At 39.7% G+C, this 20,980-nt stretch carries 26 protein-coding genes; all 26 read left to right on the forward strand.

What is annotated here, in order from left to right:
* The first annotated feature begins 100 nt into the window (after window positions 1–100).
* The 26 genes from ABS917_RS10895 (at window position 101) to qcrB (ending at window position 20,976) form a co-directional block, all read left to right on the forward strand.
* Window positions 101–1,114, forward strand: coding sequence for an NAD(P)H-dependent glycerol-3-phosphate dehydrogenase (locus tag ABS917_RS10895; protein ID WP_350478997.1), 1,014 nt, complete (start codon window positions 101–103; stop codon window positions 1,112–1,114).
* Between the two features lie 144 nt (window positions 1,115–1,258).
* Window positions 1,259–1,528 (forward strand): DUF2768 domain-containing protein, encoded by a 270-nt coding sequence (locus ABS917_RS10900; RefSeq protein WP_350478998.1) that lies wholly within the window; start codon window positions 1,259–1,261, stop codon window positions 1,526–1,528.
* Between the two features lie 20 nt (window positions 1,529–1,548).
* Complete coding sequence (locus tag ABS917_RS10905) at window positions 1,549–2,271, forward strand: hypothetical protein (protein WP_350478999.1); 723 nt, start codon at window positions 1,549–1,551, stop codon at window positions 2,269–2,271.
* A 95-nt stretch (window positions 2,272–2,366) separates the two neighbouring features.
* Window positions 2,367–3,881, forward strand: a complete 1,515-nt coding sequence (gene spoIVA / locus ABS917_RS10910; protein WP_285848802.1) for a stage IV sporulation protein A — start codon at window positions 2,367–2,369, stop codon at window positions 3,879–3,881.
* A gap of 199 nt (window positions 3,882–4,080) precedes the next feature.
* A complete protein-coding gene (locus ABS917_RS10915) occupies window positions 4,081–4,353 on the forward strand; it encodes an HU family DNA-binding protein (RefSeq protein ID WP_004232618.1) in 273 nt (90 codons plus the stop codon).
* Between the two features lie 449 nt (window positions 4,354–4,802).
* Window positions 4,803–5,372, forward strand: a complete 570-nt coding sequence (folE, locus tag ABS917_RS10920) for a GTP cyclohydrolase I FolE (protein WP_350479000.1) — start codon at window positions 4,803–4,805, stop codon at window positions 5,370–5,372.
* A 55-nt stretch (window positions 5,373–5,427) separates the two neighbouring features.
* Window positions 5,428–5,643: a trp RNA-binding attenuation protein MtrB gene (mtrB, locus tag ABS917_RS10925; protein WP_350479001.1), complete on the forward strand. Its 216-nt coding sequence runs from the start codon at window positions 5,428–5,430 to the stop codon at window positions 5,641–5,643.
* A 67-nt stretch (window positions 5,644–5,710) separates the two neighbouring features.
* On the forward strand, window positions 5,711–6,451 hold the full coding sequence (locus ABS917_RS10930; protein ID WP_350479002.1) for a heptaprenyl diphosphate synthase component 1: 741 nt from the start codon (window positions 5,711–5,713) through the stop codon (window positions 6,449–6,451).
* Window positions 6,452–6,476: 25 nt separating this feature from the next.
* Entirely contained in the window at window positions 6,477–7,178 is a 702-nt protein-coding gene (locus ABS917_RS10935) for a demethylmenaquinone methyltransferase (RefSeq protein ID WP_350479003.1), read from the forward strand.
* A 22-nt stretch (window positions 7,179–7,200) separates the two neighbouring features.
* Window positions 7,201–8,175, forward strand: a complete 975-nt coding sequence (gene hepT / locus ABS917_RS10940; protein ID WP_350479004.1) for a heptaprenyl diphosphate synthase component II — start codon at window positions 7,201–7,203, stop codon at window positions 8,173–8,175.
* Between the two features lie 342 nt (window positions 8,176–8,517).
* Window positions 8,518–8,937: a nucleoside-diphosphate kinase gene (gene ndk, locus ABS917_RS10945; RefSeq protein ID WP_008404915.1), complete on the forward strand. Its 420-nt coding sequence runs from the start codon at window positions 8,518–8,520 to the stop codon at window positions 8,935–8,937.
* Between the two features lie 156 nt (window positions 8,938–9,093).
* A complete protein-coding gene (locus ABS917_RS10950; RefSeq protein WP_008404914.1) occupies window positions 9,094–9,309 on the forward strand; it encodes a hypothetical protein in 216 nt (71 codons plus the stop codon).
* Between the two features lie 39 nt (window positions 9,310–9,348).
* Window positions 9,349–9,570 (forward strand): hypothetical protein, encoded by a 222-nt coding sequence (locus ABS917_RS10955; RefSeq protein WP_350479005.1) that lies wholly within the window; start codon window positions 9,349–9,351, stop codon window positions 9,568–9,570.
* Window positions 9,571–9,591: 21 nt separating this feature from the next.
* Entirely contained in the window at window positions 9,592–9,831 is a 240-nt protein-coding gene (locus tag ABS917_RS10960; protein ID WP_350479006.1) for a hypothetical protein, read from the forward strand.
* 80 nt (window positions 9,832–9,911) lie between these two features.
* On the forward strand, window positions 9,912–10,682 hold the full coding sequence (locus tag ABS917_RS10965) for a CheR family methyltransferase (RefSeq protein ID WP_350479007.1): 771 nt from the start codon (window positions 9,912–9,914) through the stop codon (window positions 10,680–10,682).
* Window positions 10,683–10,947: 265 nt separating this feature from the next.
* Window positions 10,948–12,129, forward strand: a complete 1,182-nt coding sequence (gene aroC, locus ABS917_RS10970) for a chorismate synthase (RefSeq protein ID WP_079525863.1) — start codon at window positions 10,948–10,950, stop codon at window positions 12,127–12,129.
* Between the two features lies 1 nt (window position 12,130).
* A complete protein-coding gene (gene aroB / locus ABS917_RS10975; RefSeq protein ID WP_350479008.1) occupies window positions 12,131–13,216 on the forward strand; it encodes a 3-dehydroquinate synthase in 1,086 nt (361 codons plus the stop codon).
* A 2-nt stretch (window positions 13,217–13,218) separates the two neighbouring features.
* Window positions 13,219–13,581, forward strand: coding sequence for a chorismate mutase (aroH, locus tag ABS917_RS10980; protein WP_350479009.1), 363 nt, complete (start codon window positions 13,219–13,221; stop codon window positions 13,579–13,581).
* A 25-nt stretch (window positions 13,582–13,606) separates the two neighbouring features.
* Window positions 13,607–14,707 carry a histidinol-phosphate transaminase gene (hisC, locus tag ABS917_RS10985; protein ID WP_350479010.1) on the forward strand — a complete coding sequence of 367 codons (1,101 nt, stop codon included), beginning with the start codon at window positions 13,607–13,609 and terminating at the stop codon, window positions 14,705–14,707.
* A complete protein-coding gene (locus tag ABS917_RS10990) occupies window positions 14,704–15,801 on the forward strand; it encodes a prephenate dehydrogenase (RefSeq protein ID WP_350479011.1) in 1,098 nt (365 codons plus the stop codon). The genes hisC and ABS917_RS10990 overlap by 4 nt, the downstream gene beginning before the upstream one ends.
* Window positions 15,802–15,836: 35 nt before the next feature.
* On the forward strand, window positions 15,837–17,123 hold the full coding sequence (aroA, locus tag ABS917_RS10995) for a 3-phosphoshikimate 1-carboxyvinyltransferase (RefSeq protein WP_350479012.1): 1,287 nt from the start codon (window positions 15,837–15,839) through the stop codon (window positions 17,121–17,123).
* A gap of 152 nt (window positions 17,124–17,275) precedes the next feature.
* A complete protein-coding gene (locus ABS917_RS11000; protein WP_251688856.1) occupies window positions 17,276–18,520 on the forward strand; it encodes a tetratricopeptide repeat protein in 1,245 nt (414 codons plus the stop codon).
* 15 nt (window positions 18,521–18,535) lie between these two features.
* Window positions 18,536–19,084 (forward strand): ReoY family proteolytic degradation factor, encoded by a 549-nt coding sequence (locus ABS917_RS11005; protein ID WP_340718902.1) that lies wholly within the window; start codon window positions 18,536–18,538, stop codon window positions 19,082–19,084.
* A 69-nt stretch (window positions 19,085–19,153) separates the two neighbouring features.
* Window positions 19,154–19,597, forward strand: a complete 444-nt coding sequence (locus ABS917_RS11010; RefSeq protein ID WP_350479013.1) for a YpiF family protein — start codon at window positions 19,154–19,156, stop codon at window positions 19,595–19,597.
* Between the two features lie 175 nt (window positions 19,598–19,772).
* A complete protein-coding gene (locus tag ABS917_RS11015) occupies window positions 19,773–20,279 on the forward strand; it encodes a Rieske (2Fe-2S) protein (RefSeq protein WP_079525879.1) in 507 nt (168 codons plus the stop codon).
* Window positions 20,280–20,301: 22 nt separating this feature from the next.
* On the forward strand, window positions 20,302–20,976 hold the full coding sequence (gene qcrB, locus ABS917_RS11020; RefSeq protein ID WP_008404891.1) for a menaquinol-cytochrome c reductase cytochrome b subunit: 675 nt from the start codon (window positions 20,302–20,304) through the stop codon (window positions 20,974–20,976).
* The last annotated feature ends 4 nt before the right edge of the window (window positions 20,977–20,980 follow it).

Below are 20,980 nucleotides of genomic sequence, written 5' to 3' on the forward strand. Positions count from 1 at the left end.
CGCTAGTTTATGCAAATGAACTAGCGTTTTTGTTCATAATAGGGTTTGACTTGAAGGGTAAATTTTAAACTGACTTTAAGTGAAATTGGGGGTTTTTTTAATGGAAAATGTAGTAGTTTTAGGAGCAGGTTCCTGGGGAACGGCACTAGCCATTGTTTTAGCGGAAAACGGCCATAACACGCTAATTTGGTCACATCGTGAAGATCAGGCAACTGAAATTAATGAACAGCATACAAATAAGAAATATTTACCGAATACGATTTTGCCAAGGAATTTAAAAGCAACGGCAAATTTAGAAGAGGCTGCTAAACACGGTTCCACTATTGTTATGGCAGTACCGACAAAAGGGATTCGGGAAGTTTGCGGCAAAATTTCAGACTATTTAACAGAGAAAGCATTATTTGTCCATGTTTCTAAAGGCATTGAACCGGATACATTATTGCGTATTTCTGAGCTGATGAAGGAAAGTCTTGCTGACAATGCAGTAAGTGATATCGTTGTTTTATCAGGTCCTTCTCACGCGGAAGAAGTCGTTTTAAAACATCCGACAACAGTAACGGCTGCTTGCGAAAATTTAGAAGCTGCGGAAAAAGTGCAGGATTTATTTATGAACCAATATTTACGTGTCTACACGAATGATGATGTAATTGGCGTCGAAATAGGCGGAGCACTTAAAAACGTCATTGCACTGGCTGCAGGGATGACGGATGGTCTGGATTTCGGTGATAACGCAAAGGCTGCCTTGATAACACGTGGTCTAGCTGAAATTACGCGGCTTGGTGTAAAAATGGGCGGGAATCCATTTACATTTGCCGGACTGACAGGTATGGGTGATTTAATCGTTACATGTACAAGTGTGCATTCCCGTAACTGGCGCGCAGGCAATATGCTCGGCAAAGGAATGAAGCTTGAGCAAGTATTGGATGAAATGGGAATGGTTGTCGAAGGCGTACGTACGACAAAGGCTACATACCAACTCTCAAAAAAATACGATGTATCGATGCCGATAACATCAGCGCTGTATGATGTGCTGTTTAATAATATGGAACCGAGAGCATTAGTAGAATCATTAATGCTGCGAACGAAAAAGAGCGAAATTGATGAGATGAGCTGAACTAGTATATTTTGCGGGATTTCCAATTAATTTAATAATTTGTCACAAATAAGGAGGGATACTTGTATGCCTCCTGTTTTTTTTTACCTGAAAAGGCTATAATTATTAGCGGTATCAACAATAAATGGAAAGGCGGTTTTAATAGTGCAACTTACTTTGCAGCTCATGAATCCACTATCAAATTTATTCTTAAATTCTGCACGTGGCCCATTAGCGAGCATGCATGCGTTAGATGTTATGTGGATTTCTTTTTATTCGATTGGCTTACTGTTAGTATCAATTCTCATTATTACAGCAGTCCGCAAGTGGGTACATAATATGTTTTTGTCATTTTTATTGAAATTAGTAGCTTATGTCATGTTTTTTATCGGCACATTGTTAATGGTTCTTGTTGTACTTACATGGCCGAACTAATATAGGGGGAAATACATAACATGAAAACATCAAAATGGTTTGTTCTTTTATCGTTGGTCATTTTAGTGCTGACCGGCTGCGGATCACCAACAAATTTTGATCAGTCCAGTTTAAGACCGGATGTCGATATGCTTGCCGGTGTACAGCGTGCGGTCAATGAATATCGTGAAGATACAGGTGTCCTTCCAATTAAAACACGTGACCAGGATACAGATATCTTCATTAAATACTTAATCGATTTTGAAAAGCTTGTCCCGAAATATATCGGCTCACCTCCCGCAAATTCCTATGAGAAGGGCGGCATTTTCCAATATATTATTTGGGATCCGGAAGAAAATCCAACTGTAAAGCTTGTCGATTTACGAACACCGGAGCGTATTCGCGAAATTAATATCCGCTTTAAAGGAACAACATATCCTCAATTTAAAGACAAAATAGTTGAGCACGTTTACACGGTTAATTTTGAGAATATTGGCTATAAGGAAGATATCACTGTACAAAGTCCTTATTCGAACAATCAGCTGCCGATTGTCGTATCTGCTGAAGGGGATTTGTATGTCGATTATTCGATCGATTTGTATACGTATATGAAAGACAATAATATTACAGCGGAACCGGGTGATGACATTCGAGAAATTTTGGTGGAAAACTTCCCGGTTGTTCCTGCTTACTCATTGCCATATACGGTAGACGAGAACAATGAGCCTGTCATTATGTATGATCCAACCAAAAAAGAAAATTAAACAAAAAGGTGTGCAGAAAGATAAATCTTTCTGCACACCTTTTTCATATTTAAAAATGTCAGTACATATAGTGTTTTGATAATGATTACTTCTAATTGGAGAAGATTACGGTATATAAAGGAGGCAATACAATTAGCGAGCATATTTTTCAGCAATTGGCAGAACGTACGAATGGTGATCTTTATATCGGCGTTGTAGGACCTGTTAGGGTAGGGAAATCCACGTTTGTTAAGAAGGTAATGGAAGGCGTGATTTTACCTAATATCGAAAATGCCGAGGACCGTATGCGGGCGATGGATGAACTTCCCCAAAGCTCACCTGGCCCTACAATTATGACGGCTGAGCCAAAGTTTGTCCCAGCACAGGGAACTACGGTTGCCTTTGGGGAAAGTGCAATACCGTTTCGTGTTAGATTGGTAGATTGTGTAGGCTATGTGATTGATGGAGCAAAAGGCTATGAGGATGAGTCAGGACCGAAGTTTGTGCAAACGCCTTGGCATAATGAAGCGATAGCCTTTCAAGAAGCTGCAAAAATCGGTACCGACAAAGTTATTCGCGACCATGCCAATATCGGAATTGTTGTAACAACAGATGGAACAGTAAATGGCATGTCGCGAGCGGCGGTAGAAAAAGCCGAGCAGCAAATTATTGAGCAACTAACAGAGATTGGAAAGCCTTTCGTCATTGTGCTTAATAGTACGACACCGCATTCAGCAGAAACACTGCATTTACAGAATGCCCTGGCACAAAAATATGATGTTCCTGTTATTCCGACAGCCATCCAACATATGCAGTTGAATGACGTAATGCTCATTTTGCAAGAAGCGTTATTTGAATTTAATGTGAATGAAATTCAAGTGGAAAAACCGGATTGGTTAGATGTTTTAGATGATACGCACCATTTAAATGAAACATTGGCATTTGCGACGGCGCAATTACAAGATGATGCAATGAAAATCCGTGATGTCGAAGCAGCAAGTCAACTGCTTCGCGAAATAGATTTTGTAGAAAGCTGCACCGTTGAAAATATTGATGCTGGACAGGGGATTGCGACATTACGTGTCAACATTCACAACGATTACTATAAGGAAACATGTACCGAGTTTCTTGAAAAACCAGTCGATACAAAAAAAGAGTGGCTCCTATTTATTAAGGAGGCTTCAGAGGCAAAAGCGGCACAGCGAAGATTCCGCGATGCGATTGAACAAGCGAAGGAACACGGCTATGGTGTCACATTGCCTGCGATGGATGAATTTGATCCGAGCGAGCCGGAGCTGATCGAGCAAAACAATTTCTATGGTGTTCGTATGAAGGCGAAAGCTCCTTCCTATCATATTATCCGAATTGACATGGAAGCGGAATTCTCGCCATTAATCGGATCTGAATTCCACAGTCAGCACTTGCTGAAAGACTTGCAGCATGCGTATGAATTTGACCGTCAGGCATTATGGCAAACGCAATTGTTTGGGACACCGCTTCATGAAGTGCTGACGGAAAGTATCCGTTTCAAAATGAAAAGTGTTCCGACACATGCGAAAAACAGAATGCGCCTTATGCTTGAAAGATTAATAAACGAAGGTGAAAGAGGTTTAATCACGTTTATTATCTAACATCCTAACTGAATAGTAAGTACCTACAATTACAGGGCCGTTCACTTTTATAGGTGAATTGTCCTGTAATTTTAGTTTTTTTTCAAAAAATGATGAAATATATGCAAAACATGAAGGAATTCAGTTGCGTCGCGGTTTTCTGTATGTTAATCTTTTTACAGGATTTAGATTCATGACCCTTTGAGAGGAGGTGAATGGTGTGAATAAAACAGAATTAGTAAACTCTGTTGCTGAAGCTGCAGGTCTTTCTAAAAAAGACGCTTCTAAAGCAGTTGAAGCTGTATTTGATACAATTCAAGATGCTCTTGCAAAGGGTGACAAAGTACAATTAATCGGTTTTGGTAACTTTGAAGTTCGTGAGCGTGCAGCACGTAAAGGTCGTAACCCACAAACGGGTAAGGAAATCGAAATTGCTGCTTCTAAAGTACCTGCTTTCAAGCCAGGTAAAGCACTTAAGGACGCTGTAAAATAATTCAGTTTCTCGAGGTACATAGAGCAGCTCTCAGTCTAACTGAGAGCTGCTCTTTTTTACGTCTAGGCTCAAGCGCCTGCTCCTTGGACATTTCGGTCCCTCGTGCAAAAGGGGTGAAGCGTTTACTTTTGCGTCGGGCCCTCCAATGTCTGAGGCTCACACGATGTGAGTCATTGGGGGCATGCCACAGGGATGTGGGCGTTTTGCCCGCTCGGAGCTGAACGTGCGCTTTAGCGCTTTTGTTCATTTCAGTTGTTTTTACTCAACTATGCTAAAAATAGTATAACTGTTTTGAACTTATGAGCTTTATGTGCTACGATTCAAGAGTGTATTTAACCTTTTTCGCTAAGGTATTATCAACTAGCGAGAAATTTAATATAGAATAAATAATTAATTAGATATAGATTTATACATAATAAACGTTTTGGTTTGTAGGAGGAATTTGTTTCATGTCAAATGTCGATTTAAGAAAGATAGAAGAAGCAGTAAAGATGATTTTGGAAGCAGTTGGGGAAGATGTGGAGCGTGAAGGATTACTGGATACGCCAAAACGTGTTTCAAAAATGTATGCGGAAATGTTCAGCGGCTTACAGGAAGATCCGCGTGATTATTTCAGCACGGTATTCCATGAAGATCACGAAGAACTAGTTTTAGTGAAAGATATTCCATTTTATTCAATGTGTGAACATCACTTAGTTCCTTTTTACGGAACTGCACATATCGCCTACATACCTAAAGACGGAAAAGTTGCCGGATTAAGTAAACTTGGACGCTGCCTCGAATCAGTAGCACGCCGTCCTCAGCTTCAGGAACGCATTACATCAACTGTAGCGGATACAATTATGGAAATGCTGAATCCTAAAGGAGTATATGTTGTCGTTGAAGCGGAACATATGTGTATGACGATGCGCGGATTAAAAAAACCGGGCTCTAAAACAGTTACAGCTGTTGCGCGCGGTATTTATGAACAGGATGATGTAAAGCGCAATGAAGTGAATACATTCATCCAAATGAAATAATAATAACAAATATGATATTATAGACAAAGAAATCAACACGTGGGGAGATTGTATAATGGGACAATCAGAGTATATTATTATCGAAGCAGAAGAAGATGGTGTACATGTTATTGGTTTAACACGCGGGACAGATACAAAATTTCACCATTCAGAAAAACTGGATGCTGGTGAAGTTATGATCGCCCAATTTACTGAACATACATCGGCCATGAAAATTCGCGGAAAAGCTAAAATTCACTCTGCACATGGTACGATACAAAGTAAAAAGTAGCATATCGTAATTCTCACAAATATTAAATCGTACTTATGCTTTATAACATTGAAACGGAGTAATTTCTATGAATGCAACATCTATTACACAATCGGTTCAGACGCTAAAATCTAATATTCTTCAGCATGTTCATCATAGAGCATTACTTCAAAATGTTGGACAACCTACCTTACAGGAAGAACAGCTGTTTTTTATTCAGCTACCTTTTTTAAATGGCGTTCTTATGACTGATGAACATCAAATAAGTGCGGTCACAGTCGGGATTGTACATGCTTCACTTACAGAGCACGAAAAAGTGAAGGAAGTGGAAGCGACGAGTAAAGAACAGCAGCTGCTTGTCCTTTCGGGTGACTATTATAGTGGTCGGTATTATCAGTTACTCGCACAAACGGGCAATATTTTCTTAATCCAAAAGTTATCGGAAGGAATCGTAAAGCGCTGTGAGCATCAAATCCGTATTTACGAAGACCAAAAACGGTCACTTGAACAGTGGATTGAGAGTTTAATGACGATTGAAAGCGAATTGATTGCTCAATATTATGATGTATACGGTTTCACATCCTATACAGAACTGATGCAGCAAGCATTAACATATATTCGTTTGAAAAAAGAGCTTGTTTTATTGAAGAAGGGGCAGCCAAGTTTTTTGAATAAGGCGTTTGCAGCTGATTTGACAATGATGGATTCTATTATTGAAGCCTTCCAGGATCATTTACATGACATGGAGCGACAATTGAGAGAAAACTTGATGAATATCGATTTAACAGATGAATTAAAACATTCCATTGAGCAATACATCACTTTTTAGTGAATTTAGAAAGGTCTTGAAAAAAATGGCGAAATCGAAAGAACAACATGTTCATGAAGTGTTTGAAAGCATTTCAGAGAGCTACGATAAAATGAACTCGGTCATTAGTTTCCAAATGCATGTTGGATGGCGTGAAGATACGATGAAACGTATGGCAGTAAAAAAAGGTTCGAATTGCCTTGACGTATGCTGCGGTACAGCTGATTGGACAATCGCTTTATCGAAGGCAGTCGGTGAAGAAGGAGAAGTAAAAGGGCTTGATTTCAGTGAAAATATGCTGAAAGTCGGTAAGGAGAAGACCGAAAATATCCCGAATATTGAACTCATTCATGGAAATGCAATGGAACTACCATTTGAAGATAATACATTTGATTATGTAACAATTGGCTTCGGTTTACGAAATGTACCGGATTATATGCAAGTTTTGCGTGAAATGAATCGTGTTGTTAAACCAGGCGGAATGGTTGTATGTCTGGAAACTTCACAATCCGAAATTCCGGTATACCGCCAACTTTTCCGTTTTTATTTTAATCATATTATGCCGCTGTTCGGAAAGATTTTTGCGAAAAGCTATAAAGAATATTCTTGGCTGCAAAAGTCGGCGAATGATTTTCCTGGCATGAAAAAATTAGCGCAAATGTTCCGAGAAGCCGGATATGAGAATGTCACATATAAACCATATAGCGGTGGGGCAGCAGCTATGCACATGGGTTTTAAGAAGAAATAAAAGTGGGAGTAGGTTTTGACGCGTGGAAAAGATGAAAATCAAAATGCTATATGCCGATATTAAATCAGATATAGAAGTCATCGAAAACGAATTGGAACAAGCGTTGAATTCATCTTCACACTTATTGAATGATGCCTCAGTCCATTTACTGCAAGCTGGTGGAAAACGTATTCGACCAGTATTTACGTTACTAAGTGCCAAGTTTGGTGACTATAATATTGACCGAATGAAAAACATTGCCGTTCCCCTGGAATTAATTCATATGGGTTCATTGGTGCATGATGATGTAATTGACAATTCGGATATGCGCCGTGGCAGGGAGACAGTGAAAGCTCAGTGGAACAACCGGGTGGCGATGTATACAGGTAATTTTATATTTGCACGTGCATTACAATATGTAACAAGCATAGAAAATCCGAGAGCCCATCAAATATTAGCAAAAACAATGGTTGAGCTAGTAAATGGTGAAGTCATTCAAATTGAGGATAAGTTTCGTTTAGATCAAAGTTTGAAAGATTACTTCCGACGTATTAAACGTAAAACTGCTTTACTGATTGAATCGAGTTGTGAACTTGGTGCAGTCGTAAGTGGTGCCGATGAAAAAACAGCAAGGCATTTAAAGCGCTACGGTTATTTTGTGGGGATGAGCTTTCAAATAGTAGATGATATATTAGATTTTACAGCGACAGACAAACAGCTCGGGAAACCGGCTGGCAGTGATTTAATGAACGGGAATGTCACATTGCCGATATTATTGATGAAAGATGATCCCCAGCTGGCCCCTTATTTGTCGAAAGTGGCATCAGAGGGATTAACGGAAGAAGAGCGCCAAAGTATGCTGGCACTAGTTCGGAATTCTGAAGCAATAAAAGAAGCAACCCATATTAGTAATTTGTATTTAAAGAAGGCTTTAAAAGAGATTGAGGCATTGCCGAAGCACCCGATGAAGAAAAAATTGCGTGATATTGCGCTGTTTATGGGTAAGAGAAAATCTTGAAAATTTAGCCAATTGATAGAATCATCATAAGTTGGGGATGGCAAAATTTAATATCAAGGCAAGTTGATTGGAATGGGGAGGCGACTCCAGCGGGAATAGCGTAACGCCTGAGGCTGGGAACAAAAGCTAAGAACGCCACGTTCTGTGGCAACGCTTTTGTGACCAACTTCGTGTTGGCCTCACGCCCGCGGAAAGCGTCCGACCCGCAATGGAAATCAACTCTATGTTATTGAATGATCCAATTTATGGGCAAATCTAATATTTGTTGCAGTATGAGTAGGATTTTGGTAATATTTATCGGTAGGTGTAAAACCTTTTACTCAAATTTAGGGAGTGTTTATAATGGCAATCGAAAAAACATTTTTAATGGTTAAACCAGATGGCGTAGAACGTCAAGTAATCGGAGATATCGTTGACCGTTTTGAGCGTCGCGGTTTCGTAATGCGCGGAGCAAAATTAATGGTACCAACTCGTGATTTAGCTGAAAAACACTATGCAGAGCACGCTGAGCGTCCTTTCTTCGGTGAATTAGTAGACTTCATCACTTCAGGCCCAGTATTCGGTATGGTTTGGGAAGGCGAAAACGTTATCCAATTATCTCGTATCATGATGGGTGCTACAAAGCCAGAAGAATCAGCTCCTGGTACAATCCGTGGTGACTACGCTGTAACTTTATCACACAACGTAATCCACGGTTCTGACTCTTTAGCTTCTGCTGAGCGTGAAATCGGTTTATGGTTCCCAGAAGGAATCGCTGAATAATTAAATTTACAGAAAAGCTATCACTTTTAAGTGGTAGCTTTTTTTATATGGAACAGGAACAAGACGGACTATTAATGGTATAATAAATCGGAATAATGAAACTATTTTTGGAATACATACGTATAAAAAGTACTGATTGAAATTAGGGGGATTTGTATGTGGGTTTTGGCCGTTATTTCAGTTATGGCAGTAGGGGCGATTGCAGTAATCACCGATGCGCGCAATGAAAGTAAACGGATCGAAGTGAATAAATTAACGAAAGAAATTGAGCTGGAACAATTACGTCTTGAAAATTATGATAAAGAAACAGAAAAAATGCGACTGGAACTGGAACATTCGAAGCAAATACTGTTGGAGCATAATCAAAAGTAATTATTCTGCTAATTTAACTATTCATAAGGGGTGACATCCATGTTCTGGGCAATGATTACAATAATCGCTGTAGTAGGAATTTTAACAGACACGTATACGAAAAATAAAAACATTGAACTAAAACGTCTGGATAAGGAAATCAAGCTTGAAAAACTAAGACTCGAAAATTACGATAAAGAAACAGCGAAGATGCAGCTTGAATTGGAACAGACAAAGCAATTACTGCTTGAAACACAATTAACAGATCGATCAGACAAGTAAAATAATAATTAGAGGAGCGTAATGAAACATATGGAAGATATTATTATTTTGTGCATTATTTTTGGTTCAGGAGCTGCGATTGCATTAACCGCAATACTGACAGCACACAAACGATCAAGTATGAAGCTGCAAATCACAATGTTGGAGAAAGAGGCCGAGCTTGAACAGATTCGCTTGCAGAGCTACCATTCTGAAACTGAAAAGATGAAGCTTGAACTTGAACAATCGAAACAACTTTTGCTGGAAAGACACATTGATTAACGTTTATGGACAAAATCTGTTTCGGGTTCTGAAGTTTTCAGCTATAATAGGCATACGTTAGATGAGGGGAAAGATGAATAATGTCAGATTATGTACAATTTATTGATGGCATTAAGCGCAAAACGGGCATTGATTTAGCCCTATATAAAGAAGCGCAAATGAAACGTCGGTTAACATCATTATATGAGAAAAAGGGATATCGGAACTTTGTAGATTTTTATAGTGCATTGGAGAAAGACCGCGAACTGATGAATGAATTTTTGGATCGCATGACGATAAACGTTTCCGAGTTTTACCGGAACGGAAAACGGTGGGAAGTATTACAGAATAAAATTTTCCCTTTACTGCTCCAATCTAACAAACGCCCGAAAATATGGAGTGCGGCTTGTTCAACTGGAGAAGAGCCATACAGTTTAGCGATGGTATTGTCCCATCATTTACCTTTATCTCAAGTAAATATACTGGCAACGGATTTGGATGAAAATGTTCTCCAAAAAGCAAAGTTGGGCCTTTACCCGGAACGATCTCTTGCAGAAGTGCCAAAACCAGTTCAGTCAAAGTACTTCGTTCAAGAAGGCCATTTTTACAAAGTGAAAGATGAGATTAAGCGTACGGTTAATTTTAAAAAACATAATTTACTAAGGGATCCCTATGAATCGAATTTTGATCTGATTGTTTGCAGGAATGTTATGATCTATTTTACCGAAGAAGCGAAAGATCAGATCTATGCAAATTTCAGTAAAGCATTGCGTCCAGGCGGTATTTTGTTTGTTGGATCAACTGAGCAGATATTTAATCCTGCAAAATATGATTTTGAAGTCGAAGATACATTTTTTTACCGTAAAAAATAATAGTACAATAATAGATGCTCTGTTGAACGTAGAAGCTTAAGTTGAGATATACTTTATAAAGCTATATAAGAATGCGCTTTTCGGATAATAGAGCGAAAAGCGTATTTTTGTTTCTTTTCGCTGATAAATGTGTCGTTTTCTAGTTGGAACGTTCAGAATATTCTAAAATAGCTTATCAGATGGCGGAAACAGTACTGTTATTTAATTTGAAATATGTTATAGTGAAAAATACATACTTTAGCGAGTTGAAGGGAGAAAGTGTTTAATGCGTTATTTAACAGCAGGTGAGTCACACGGACCACAATTAACAACAATTATCGAGGGGTTGCCTTCTTTACTTCCAGTAACAGCAGAAAAAATCAATTATGATTTAAAACGTCGTCAAGGTGGTCATGGTCGTGGTCGGCGGATGCAGATCGAAACTGATACAGTGGAAATTGTGTCAGGAGTTCGTCACGGGAAAACATTAGGCTCACCAGTCGCATTAGTCGTTACAAATGATGACTGGAAGCATTGGACAAAAATTATGGGTGCGGCAGAATTGCCGGAAGATATTGATCCATCTGAAATTAAACGTCAAATTTCACGTCCGCGTCCAGGTCATGCTGACTTAGTCGGAGGGATGAAATACGGTCACCGTGATCTGCGTAACGTACTTGAGCGTTCAAGTGCACGTGAAACGACAGTACGTGTGGCAGTGGGCTCTGTTGCAAAAGCTTTGTTAAACGAGCTTGGGATATCCATTGTTTCTCATGTTACAGAAATTGTAGGGATTAAAGCAGACAGCAGTTTGTTGGAAGGTAAAACAGCAGATGAGATCCGTGCAATTATTGAAAACGATCCATGTTACTGTATCGATCCTGAAGCTTCAGCAAAAATGGTTACAGCCATTGATGAAGCAAAGCAAGCTGGGGATTCAATCGGCGGTGTTGTAGAAGTCATCGTAGAAGGTTTACCTGCAGGAATCGGATCGTACGTGCATTACGACCGCAAACTGGATGCGAAACTGGCATCTGCAATGCTGAGCATCAATGCATTTAAAGGCGTTGAATTTGGTATCGGTTTTGAAATGGCACGCAAAAAAGGTTCAGAAGTACATGACGAAATTTTATGGGATGAAGAAAAGGGCTATACGCGAGCAACAAATCGTCTAGGCGGTTTGGAAGGCGGTATGACGACAGGAATGCCGATTGTCGTTCGTGGTGTAATGAAGCCAATTCCAACATTATATAAGCCATTGCAAAGTGTTGACATTGAAACAAAGGAGCCGTTTAAAGCAAGCGTGGAGCGTTCTGACAGCTGTGCAGTACCTGCAGCATCAATCGTTGCCGAACATGTTATTGCCTGGGAAATCGCAAACGCTATTGTTGAGCAGTTCCATAGTGATCAGTTACCACAATTAAAGGCGCAGTTAGATGAAATGCGTCAGTACACGAAGGAGTATTAATATGGAGATTCCGGTTCGAACTCCTTCACACTCGTATGCTGTAACGATTGGGAAAGGGATATTACGTGATGCTTTGACAGCACAGCATGACTTGCTTACAAAAGCAGATAAAATCATCGTATTGACTGATGAAAATGTTTGGACAGCACAGCAAAGCTATTTTGAAACGAACTTCCCATATACATTCGAAGTACATGTTATGCCGGCAGGAGAAAAGTGTAAAAGCTTTGAAAACTATAACGACGTGCAAACATATTTACTTAAGCAAAAGTGTACAAGAAAATCGCTCATTATCGCATTTGGCGGTGGTGCAGTCGGTGATTTGGCCGGTTTTGTTGCAGCCACTTATATGCGGGGAATTCCGTTCATCCAAGTGCCGACAACAATTTTGGCGCATGATTCAGCTGTTGGCGGAAAGACGGCCATCAATCATGAACTAGGAAAAAATATGATCGGTGCTTTTTACCAGCCGGAAGCCGTCATTTTCGATACAGCATTTTTACATAGTCTATCCGAAAAAGAAGTGCGTTCAGGGATGGCGGAAGTGATTAAGCATGCCTTGATTTCCGATGCACGATGGGTGGAAGAGCTGATCGAGGGAGATCATGTAACGGAACTTCCGGAAGATCTGTTGGCGAATTATTTGGCGCATGGCATTCAAGTAAAAGCAACCATTGTCGAGCAGGATGAAACAGAACAGTCCGTAAGAAAATATCTTAATTTAGGCCATACATACGGGCATGCGATTGAAGCAGCTGCAGGCTATGGACGTGTAGCACATGGTGAAGCCGTGATGATTGGCCTTATTTATTCACTTCTGTTAAGCGAAAATTTTGGTAAAGTCAATCACCAATTTACAAAGCGCTTTTTACATTTTGCAATGGAAAACGGCTATCCGTTTGAAGCTGTTCATGAATTTACATTTGACCAACTGACTGAATATTTACTAAAAGATAAAAAAGCCGACTATGGACAATTGCAGTTCGTGCTGCTTGAAACAATCGGACAACCATTTGTCCAAAAAGTTGAACTTGAACAATGCAGAGAAATTGATCGTCAACTAAGAGCATTATTAGCGGAGGTGTAGCAATGATTCGTGGAATTCGCGGTGCAATTACGATTGTTGAAGATAAAGCCGAGTACGTATGGGGAGAAACGGCAAGACTAGTGAAAGAAGTTGCGAAACAAAATGAAATTGAACCGGAAGATATTGCCTCTGTGACAATTTCTACAACACCGGATATTCATTCCGCCTTTCCTGCCAAGTCGGTACGGACGATGCCAGGATGGCAGTATGTACCGATTATGTGTATGCATGAGATGGATGTGCCTGGTGCACTGCCATTATGTATTCGCGTATTATTGCATGTAAATACGGATACTCCGCAGCACGAAATCCAACATGTGTATTTAGAAGATGCGGTAAAATTAAGACCAGATTTAGTGAAATAATTGCGAGTTAGAGGAGACGTTGAGGATGAAGTGGAAACAACAGTTATTTGGAATGAAAGCTTACCAACCGGGAAAACCAATTGAAGAAGTTAAAAAGCTTTTCGGATTGGATGAAGTCGTGAAGCTTGCTTCAAATGAAAATCCCTTTGGCAGCTCACCAAAAGTAAAGCAATTTTTACAAAAAGATGAATCCAATCATGCAATATATCCGGACGGTTATGCTCAAAGCTTACGAACATCATTGGCGAATTTCTATGACGTTGCCGAAAATGAACTCATTTTAGGGAATGGTTCGGATGATTTAATCGCAATCATTACCCGTGCATTATTATATCCAGGTGTGAATACAGTCATGGCAGACTTGTCATTTTCTCAATACTGGCATAATGCAGAGATTGAAGGAGCAGAAGTGCGTAAAGTACCATTGAAAAATGGTGTCCATGATTTAGAAGCAATGTTGGAGGCAATTGATGAAAATACATCGGTTGTTTGGGTATGTAATCCGAACAATCCGACAGGTACGATCGTATCGGATGAAACATTGAGCGCTTTCTTGGCTAAATTGCCTAAGGATGTTTTCATTGTATTGGACGAAGCATATGTTGAATACATTAACGATGCCTCTTATAAAGATACATTGCATTTTTTCCGTGACTATCCGAACATAATTTTATTGCGTACATTCTCAAAAGCGTATGGACTCGCTTCTTTCCGTGTCGGCTACGGAATTGCCCAAGCAGAAGTTATTGCGAAACTTGACCCGGTGCGTGCACCGTTCAACAATACGGTCCTAAGCCAACAAGTTGCGCAAGTCGCCCTGCAGGATCAGGAATACATTGCCAGCTGCCGTGAAGCAAATGAAATCGGCAAAAAGCAGTATGTAGAATTTTGCGAGCAGCACGGTTTAAATTATTTCCCTTCGCAAACGAACTTTGTCATGTTTGAAGTGAAAGCCCCAAGTAATGTTGTATTTGAAGAAATGATGAAGCGCGGATTTATTATCCGAAGCGGAGCGGCATTAGGATTGGAAGGCTATATTCGGGTGACGATCGGAACAGAAGCACAAAATGCGAGATTTTTACAACTACTTGAAGAAGTCTTAAATGAGCAAGGAGTACTTGCATGACAAGAAATGTCTTCGTAATCGGACTAGGGTTAATTGGTGGATCTGTAGCGATGGCTTTGCAGAAGGCACCACATACAAAAGTGTTCGGCTATGATGCTCATGAACAAACGCGACAATTAGCGGACACATTACAAGTCGTTCATGAAGTAGTTAAAAATCCTGCTGAGTTTGCAAAAGAAGCGGACATAATTATTTTTGGTACGCCGGTAAATGTCACACTCGACTTTATGGAACAGCTTAAGTCATGGGAATTAAAACGCAATGTCATTATTACAGATACAGGTAGTACAAAAGCGAAAATAATGGAAAAAGCATTAGAGCTGCGGCAACTGGGTATTACATTTATCGGAGGGCACCCAATGGCGGGTTCCCATAAAAGCGGTATTACAGCAGCAAAGCCATATTTACTGGAAAATGCCTACTATATGCTGACACCCCATGAAGGGGAAGAACTTGAAAAACTTGCTGCACTCGACGATCTGCTGAAATTTACGCTCGGAAAAATGGTTATTGTTGATGCAAAGGTACACGATCATATGACAGCTGTTGTCAGCCATTTCCCCCATATTATCGCGGCATCTTTAGTACATCAGCTTAATAGTGAAAAACAGACATATCCAATGACCTCTTCGTTAGCTGCCGGTGGTTTCCGGGATATTACACGTATTGCTTCCTCAAACCCTGCTTTATGGCGTGATATTACAATGCAAAATAAGCAGGAATTAGTCGGACAGCTTGATAATTGGCTTACAGAAATGCAGCGCGTCCGCAATCTATTGGCTGAAGGTGATGCGAAAGCAATCGAGAACTACTTCAGTGAAGCGCGTGATGTCCGGGATAGTTTGCCGGTTGCGAACGGTGCCTTGTATATGCCGTATGACCTGTATGTCGATATTCCGGATTATCCGGGGGTCATTTCAGAAGTGACAGGCTTATTGGCAGAAAATAATATAAGTATTACAAATATACGTATCGTTGAAACACGTGTCGATGTATTCGGTATTTTGGTCATTAGTTTCCAGACAAACGAAGACCGGGAACGTGCCGCACAATGCATTGCACACAAGGCAAAGTTTGACACTTATATTTCATAAAGGCAAATGTGATTTTCTTATAGGGGGGTTCATATATGAGTACAACATTACAATACATTCAACCGTCATTACAGGGAGACATTACGGTACCAGGTGACAAATCGGTATCGCATCGCTCGGTTATGTTCGGTTCCATTGCAAATGGAAAAACGACTGTCAGCGGCTTCTTATTAGGAGAAGACTGTCTGCGTACAATTGACTGCTTCCAAAAGCTTGGGGTGGACATTGAGGTAGATGGGACAGATGTAACGATAAACAGTCCAGGAATCGACGGTTGGACAGAACCGAAAGAAGTGCTTTACACAGGAAATTCAGGTACGACAACGCGTTTAATGCTAGGGCTATTATCCGGCACGAAACTACATACAATCATGACAGGTGACGCATCGATTGGTAAGCGTCCAATGCGTCGTGTCGCAGATCCTTTACGTTTAATGGGTGCGCAAATAGCCGGACGAGACAATGGACAATATACGCCACTCGCGATTCAAGGTGGACCGTTAAAAGCGATTGACTATAAGATGCCTGTAGCAAGTGCCCAAGTGAAATCAGCTATTCTACTTGCGGGTATACGTGCGGAAGGTACAACGGTTGTGCGTGAGGAAGAGATTTCACGTGATCATACAGAACGTATGCTGCGACAGTTCGGGGCAACGGTAACAGTTGAAGATGGGGTCGTATCATTGCAAGGCGGCCAAACACTGACAGGAACACATGTAAATGTACCAGGTGATATTTCTTCGGCTGCATTTTTCCTTGTTGCTGGTGCCATTGCGAAAAACAGTAAAATTGTTCTTAAAAATGTTGGGGTTAATGAGACACGAGACGGCATTTTGGAAGTGCTTCAAAACATGGGTGCGAAAATGTCGGTTGCAATAGATGACGAGAACGCGGCAGAACCAACTGCTACGATTACGATTGAAACTTCCAATCTAAAAGGAACGACAGTTGAAGGCGCCATTATTCCTCGCCTAATCGATGAAATCCCGATTATTGCGCTGCTTGCGACACAGGCAGCCGGTAAAACAATCATTAAAGATGCGGAAGAGCTAAAAGTGAAAGAAACAAACCGTATTGATGCGGTTGTAAATGAGTTAAAGAAGCTAGGCGCAAATATTGAAGCAACAGATGACGGTATGGTTATCGAAGGTCCGGCATCTTTACATGGTGGAAGCTTGAGAACATATGGTGATCACCGTATTGGAATGATGGGTGCAATCGCTGCTCTTGTTGCAGATGGGGAAGTGGAATTGGATGATGCGGATTGTATCGCTGTTTCCTATCCAAATTTTTTTGACCATGTCAATAGTATAATAAAATAACGATTTGCGGAGATGTAAAAAGAAGTTCCTTTTGCATCTCCTTTTTACTTTTTTCAAATGAATTTTATAAAACATCCGAATTCTTTTTCTTGTGATGCATTGCTTCGTCATGTAGCATAATATTGAGAACAAAAGAAAAAGGTGAAATACACATGGAACTATTACTACAAGCGATTCAAGAAGGAAATTTAGAGGAGATTAACCGACTTCTTGAATCTTTTTTAATGGATGCTGAACCAGCAGCACAATATGAAGTAGCTGAAGCACTTATGCATTACGGATTTTTAAATGAAGCAGACCGTGTATTTGAACATCTGCAATTTTTATTTCCTGAGGAAGCGCAAATTTCAATCGATCGTGCAAGCGTATTAATTGAGCTAGGTGAAGAGGATAATGCCCTTGATTTATTAATGGGGATAGCCGATGATGCACCAGAATATCCTCAAGCACTGTTAGTATTGGCGGACTATTATCAAATGCAGGGATTATTTGAAGTGGCGGAACAACGGATTAATGATGCGCTGCAAATTTTACCGCATGAACCTTTACTGCAATTTGCCAAAGCAGAATTATTATTTGAAACAGGTCGTTTTACAGAGGCTGTTCGAATTTATGAAGAGCTTTATGCAATTGATAAAAAGTTTGCTGGTATAATTTTAGCCCAACGTCTTGCGGAAGTTTATCGTGCAGGCGCAGGTTATGAAACTGCCCTGGATTATTATATGGAAGCACTTGAAGAAGAAGTTACAGCAGACTTGCTGTTTGGCTCGGCCTATGCAGCTTTCCAGACGGAAAAATATGAGCTAGCTATAAAACAGTTGGAAGATTTAAAAGAGTTGGACCCTGATTATTTCTCAGCTTATTTACTGCTGGCTGAAAGTTATGCAATGCTCGAGGATAATGAGCGTGCTTTAAAAGTTATTAAAGAAGGTCTTAAACGAGACGAATACGATAAATCCCTCTATTTATTTGCAGGGAAAATGGCGATAAAAAATGGCAAGCAGCAGGAAGCGATAGAATTTTTGAGTGAGGCCATTGCCTTGGATCCGGAATATATGGAAGCGATACTAGTATTGATGTCTGTTTACAATACGGAACAACGCTATGAAGAAATTATTTCACTATATGAACAATTGCATCAAAATGAATTTGAATGGGTAGCGTTATATCCATTTGTAGCCAATGCTTATAATGAAGAAGAACTGTTCGAAAAAGCATACGAAATTTACAAAGAGGCATATAATGAATTTAACGATGATGTTGAGTTTTTAGAGAAATATTTCCTGTTTTTAGTTGAGGACGGCAAGCGTGATGAAGCAAAACAAATTGCCGAGCGACTTGTCCAATTACAGCCTTCTGAACAGCAATGGACTGATTTATTAGAACGCTTTGAGTAAAGGGAGGATTGCATGTTGACATATTCCGTACCACTGAATGACAAAAAATTGTTTATCAGGTGGTTTTTAAAAAATTTTCAGTTAAAAAGACGTGAGGGTGTATGGATTTTAAATTACTTATTAAGTAATGACGACTTATTGCAAAACGTTCATTTCGTTGATGAAGCACATTATTGCCCGCGTTCCATTGTAATGTCGACAATTGAGACAACGAGTATCCCATTCCGATTTTATAAAGAAAATATTATGACATCCGATGCTGAAAAAGCATTTCATGATTTACGAATCAATGCACATGAAGCAATTTACTTTCAGCTGAACTTCCCGAGTGTACCGCCTGATCCTCTGTATTTGGCGGTACTGGAGGAAAACCCTTATGTACCTGCTGATATATTTATTAGTGAGAAAGACCGTCTAGCAGCAGAGCGTTTGCTGGAAAATAGTGTTCTAGAATTCCAGGAACAGCAACTGTTAAAAGAAATTGATGAAGCGCTGGATAGTGGAGATAAAGAACGTTTTTTCGAGTTATCTAATTTATTGCAAGCATTAAAGCATACGAAGTAATTTGAACTTTATTAAAAAATTACTTCTTTCCTATTTTCAGAAGGTTTAAAGGTACTAGGAGGAAAGAATATGAACTTTATTGTAAAAGATGTAGAACAGTTCCAGGCACAAAAGCAGTTTATAGATACGGCAATTGTCCCGCTTGTGCAATTGGATTTTTCAGATCAAGGAATAAAGCAGAGCAGTTCTGCTTCAGAATATTTAATGACGTTGACGAATTTCATAGAACAGCAGTTTAAAGGTCGTCTTTTATTATTGCCCCCCTTTTCATATACAATGGGAACCAAGTCAGATAAAATGCCAGAAACAATTGAAACAGAATTGAAGGAAGCAGGTTTTAAAGCAGTGGTCTTTATTACCTGTGACCATTCATGGACTGAATATAAAGAATATTTAAATATTATTTGGCTTCCGGCCATCCCGCTTGAGTCTATGGATCAGGGTGTAAAACAGAGAATTTTGGAAGATCAGTTAAAACAAGTCCTCCCAACTTTTACGGAAATTTGGATTTAACGAGCATTTATCAGCTACATTTGTTTCATTAAATGTTCACAAACTACACTTTTGGAAATGAATGCTATATTGACCAACTTATTCAGTTGATATATCATAGATATGTCCTAGTTATTTACTATTTTTAAAAGTATATGTCCGTTGGACTGACCTTTTAGTAAGAGGGGGGAAAAGGATGAGTAGGAATCGAGTTACAAGACGTCAATTTTTAACTTATACAATTACTGGTGTAGGTGGATTTATGGCGGCAGGAATGTTAATGCCAATGGTACGTTTTGCTATTGACCCAATTCTTCAGTCAAAAGAAGATGGAGATTTTGTACAAACAAGCAAAAAAATTGCTGAAATTACAGAAGTTCCAGTAAAAGTGGACTTCTCGTATGAACAGACGGATGGTTGGTACAAATCAGAAGTAGCTGATGCTGCTTGGGTTTACAAAGAAGGTGACGAAATCATCGCAATCTCACCTGTATGTAAGCATTTAGGGTGTACTGTAAACTGGGAAGGTAATCCAGAGCACGCAAATCAATTCTTCTGTGCATGTCATGCGGGACGTTATGAAAAAACAGGTGTAAACGTAAAAGGTACACCGCCTCTTGGACCACTGGATATGTATGAAGTGTCAGAAAATGATGGTTTCTTATTGCTTGGGAAAAAAATCGCTAACACACACAGTAACTAAATAAGTTAGGGGGTACGACACAGTGCTAAATAAAATTTATGATTGGGTCGATGAACGTTTAGATATTACTCCTATTTGGCGTGATATTGCCGACCATGAAGTGCCAGAGCACGTTAACCCTGCCCATCACTTTTCAGCATTCGTTTACTGTTTCGGGGGATTAACATTCTTTATTACAGTAATTCAAATTCTATCAGGTATGTTCTTAACTATGTATTACGTACCAGATGTAGAGAATGCTTGGAAATCAGTTTACTATTTACAAAACGAAGTAGCATTCGGTGAAATCGTTCGTGGTATGCACCATTGGGGGGCATCTTTAGTAATTGTTATGATGTTCTTACATACACTTCGTGTATTCTTCACAGGTTCATATAAAAAACCGCGTGAATTAAACTGGTTAGTTGGTGTAGGTATCTTTGCCATTATGTTAGGTTTAGGTTTCACAGGTTATTTATTACCATGGGATATGAAAGCGTTATTCGCTACTAAAGTAGGTATCGAGATTGCTGCATCTGTTCCGTTTTTAGGTGAAACGATAAAAATATTATTAGCTGGGGATTCTACGATTATCGGGGCGCAAACTTTAACTCGTTTCTTTGCTATTCATGTATTCTTCTTACCAGCAGCATTATTTGCATTATTGGCAGTTCACTTTATTATGATCCGCCGCCAAGGTATTTCAGGACCTCTATGATCCG

Origin of the sequence: Solibacillus sp. (genome assembly GCF_040273735.1) — a bacterium.
GTDB lineage: Bacteria > Bacillota > Bacilli > Bacillales_A > Planococcaceae > Solibacillus.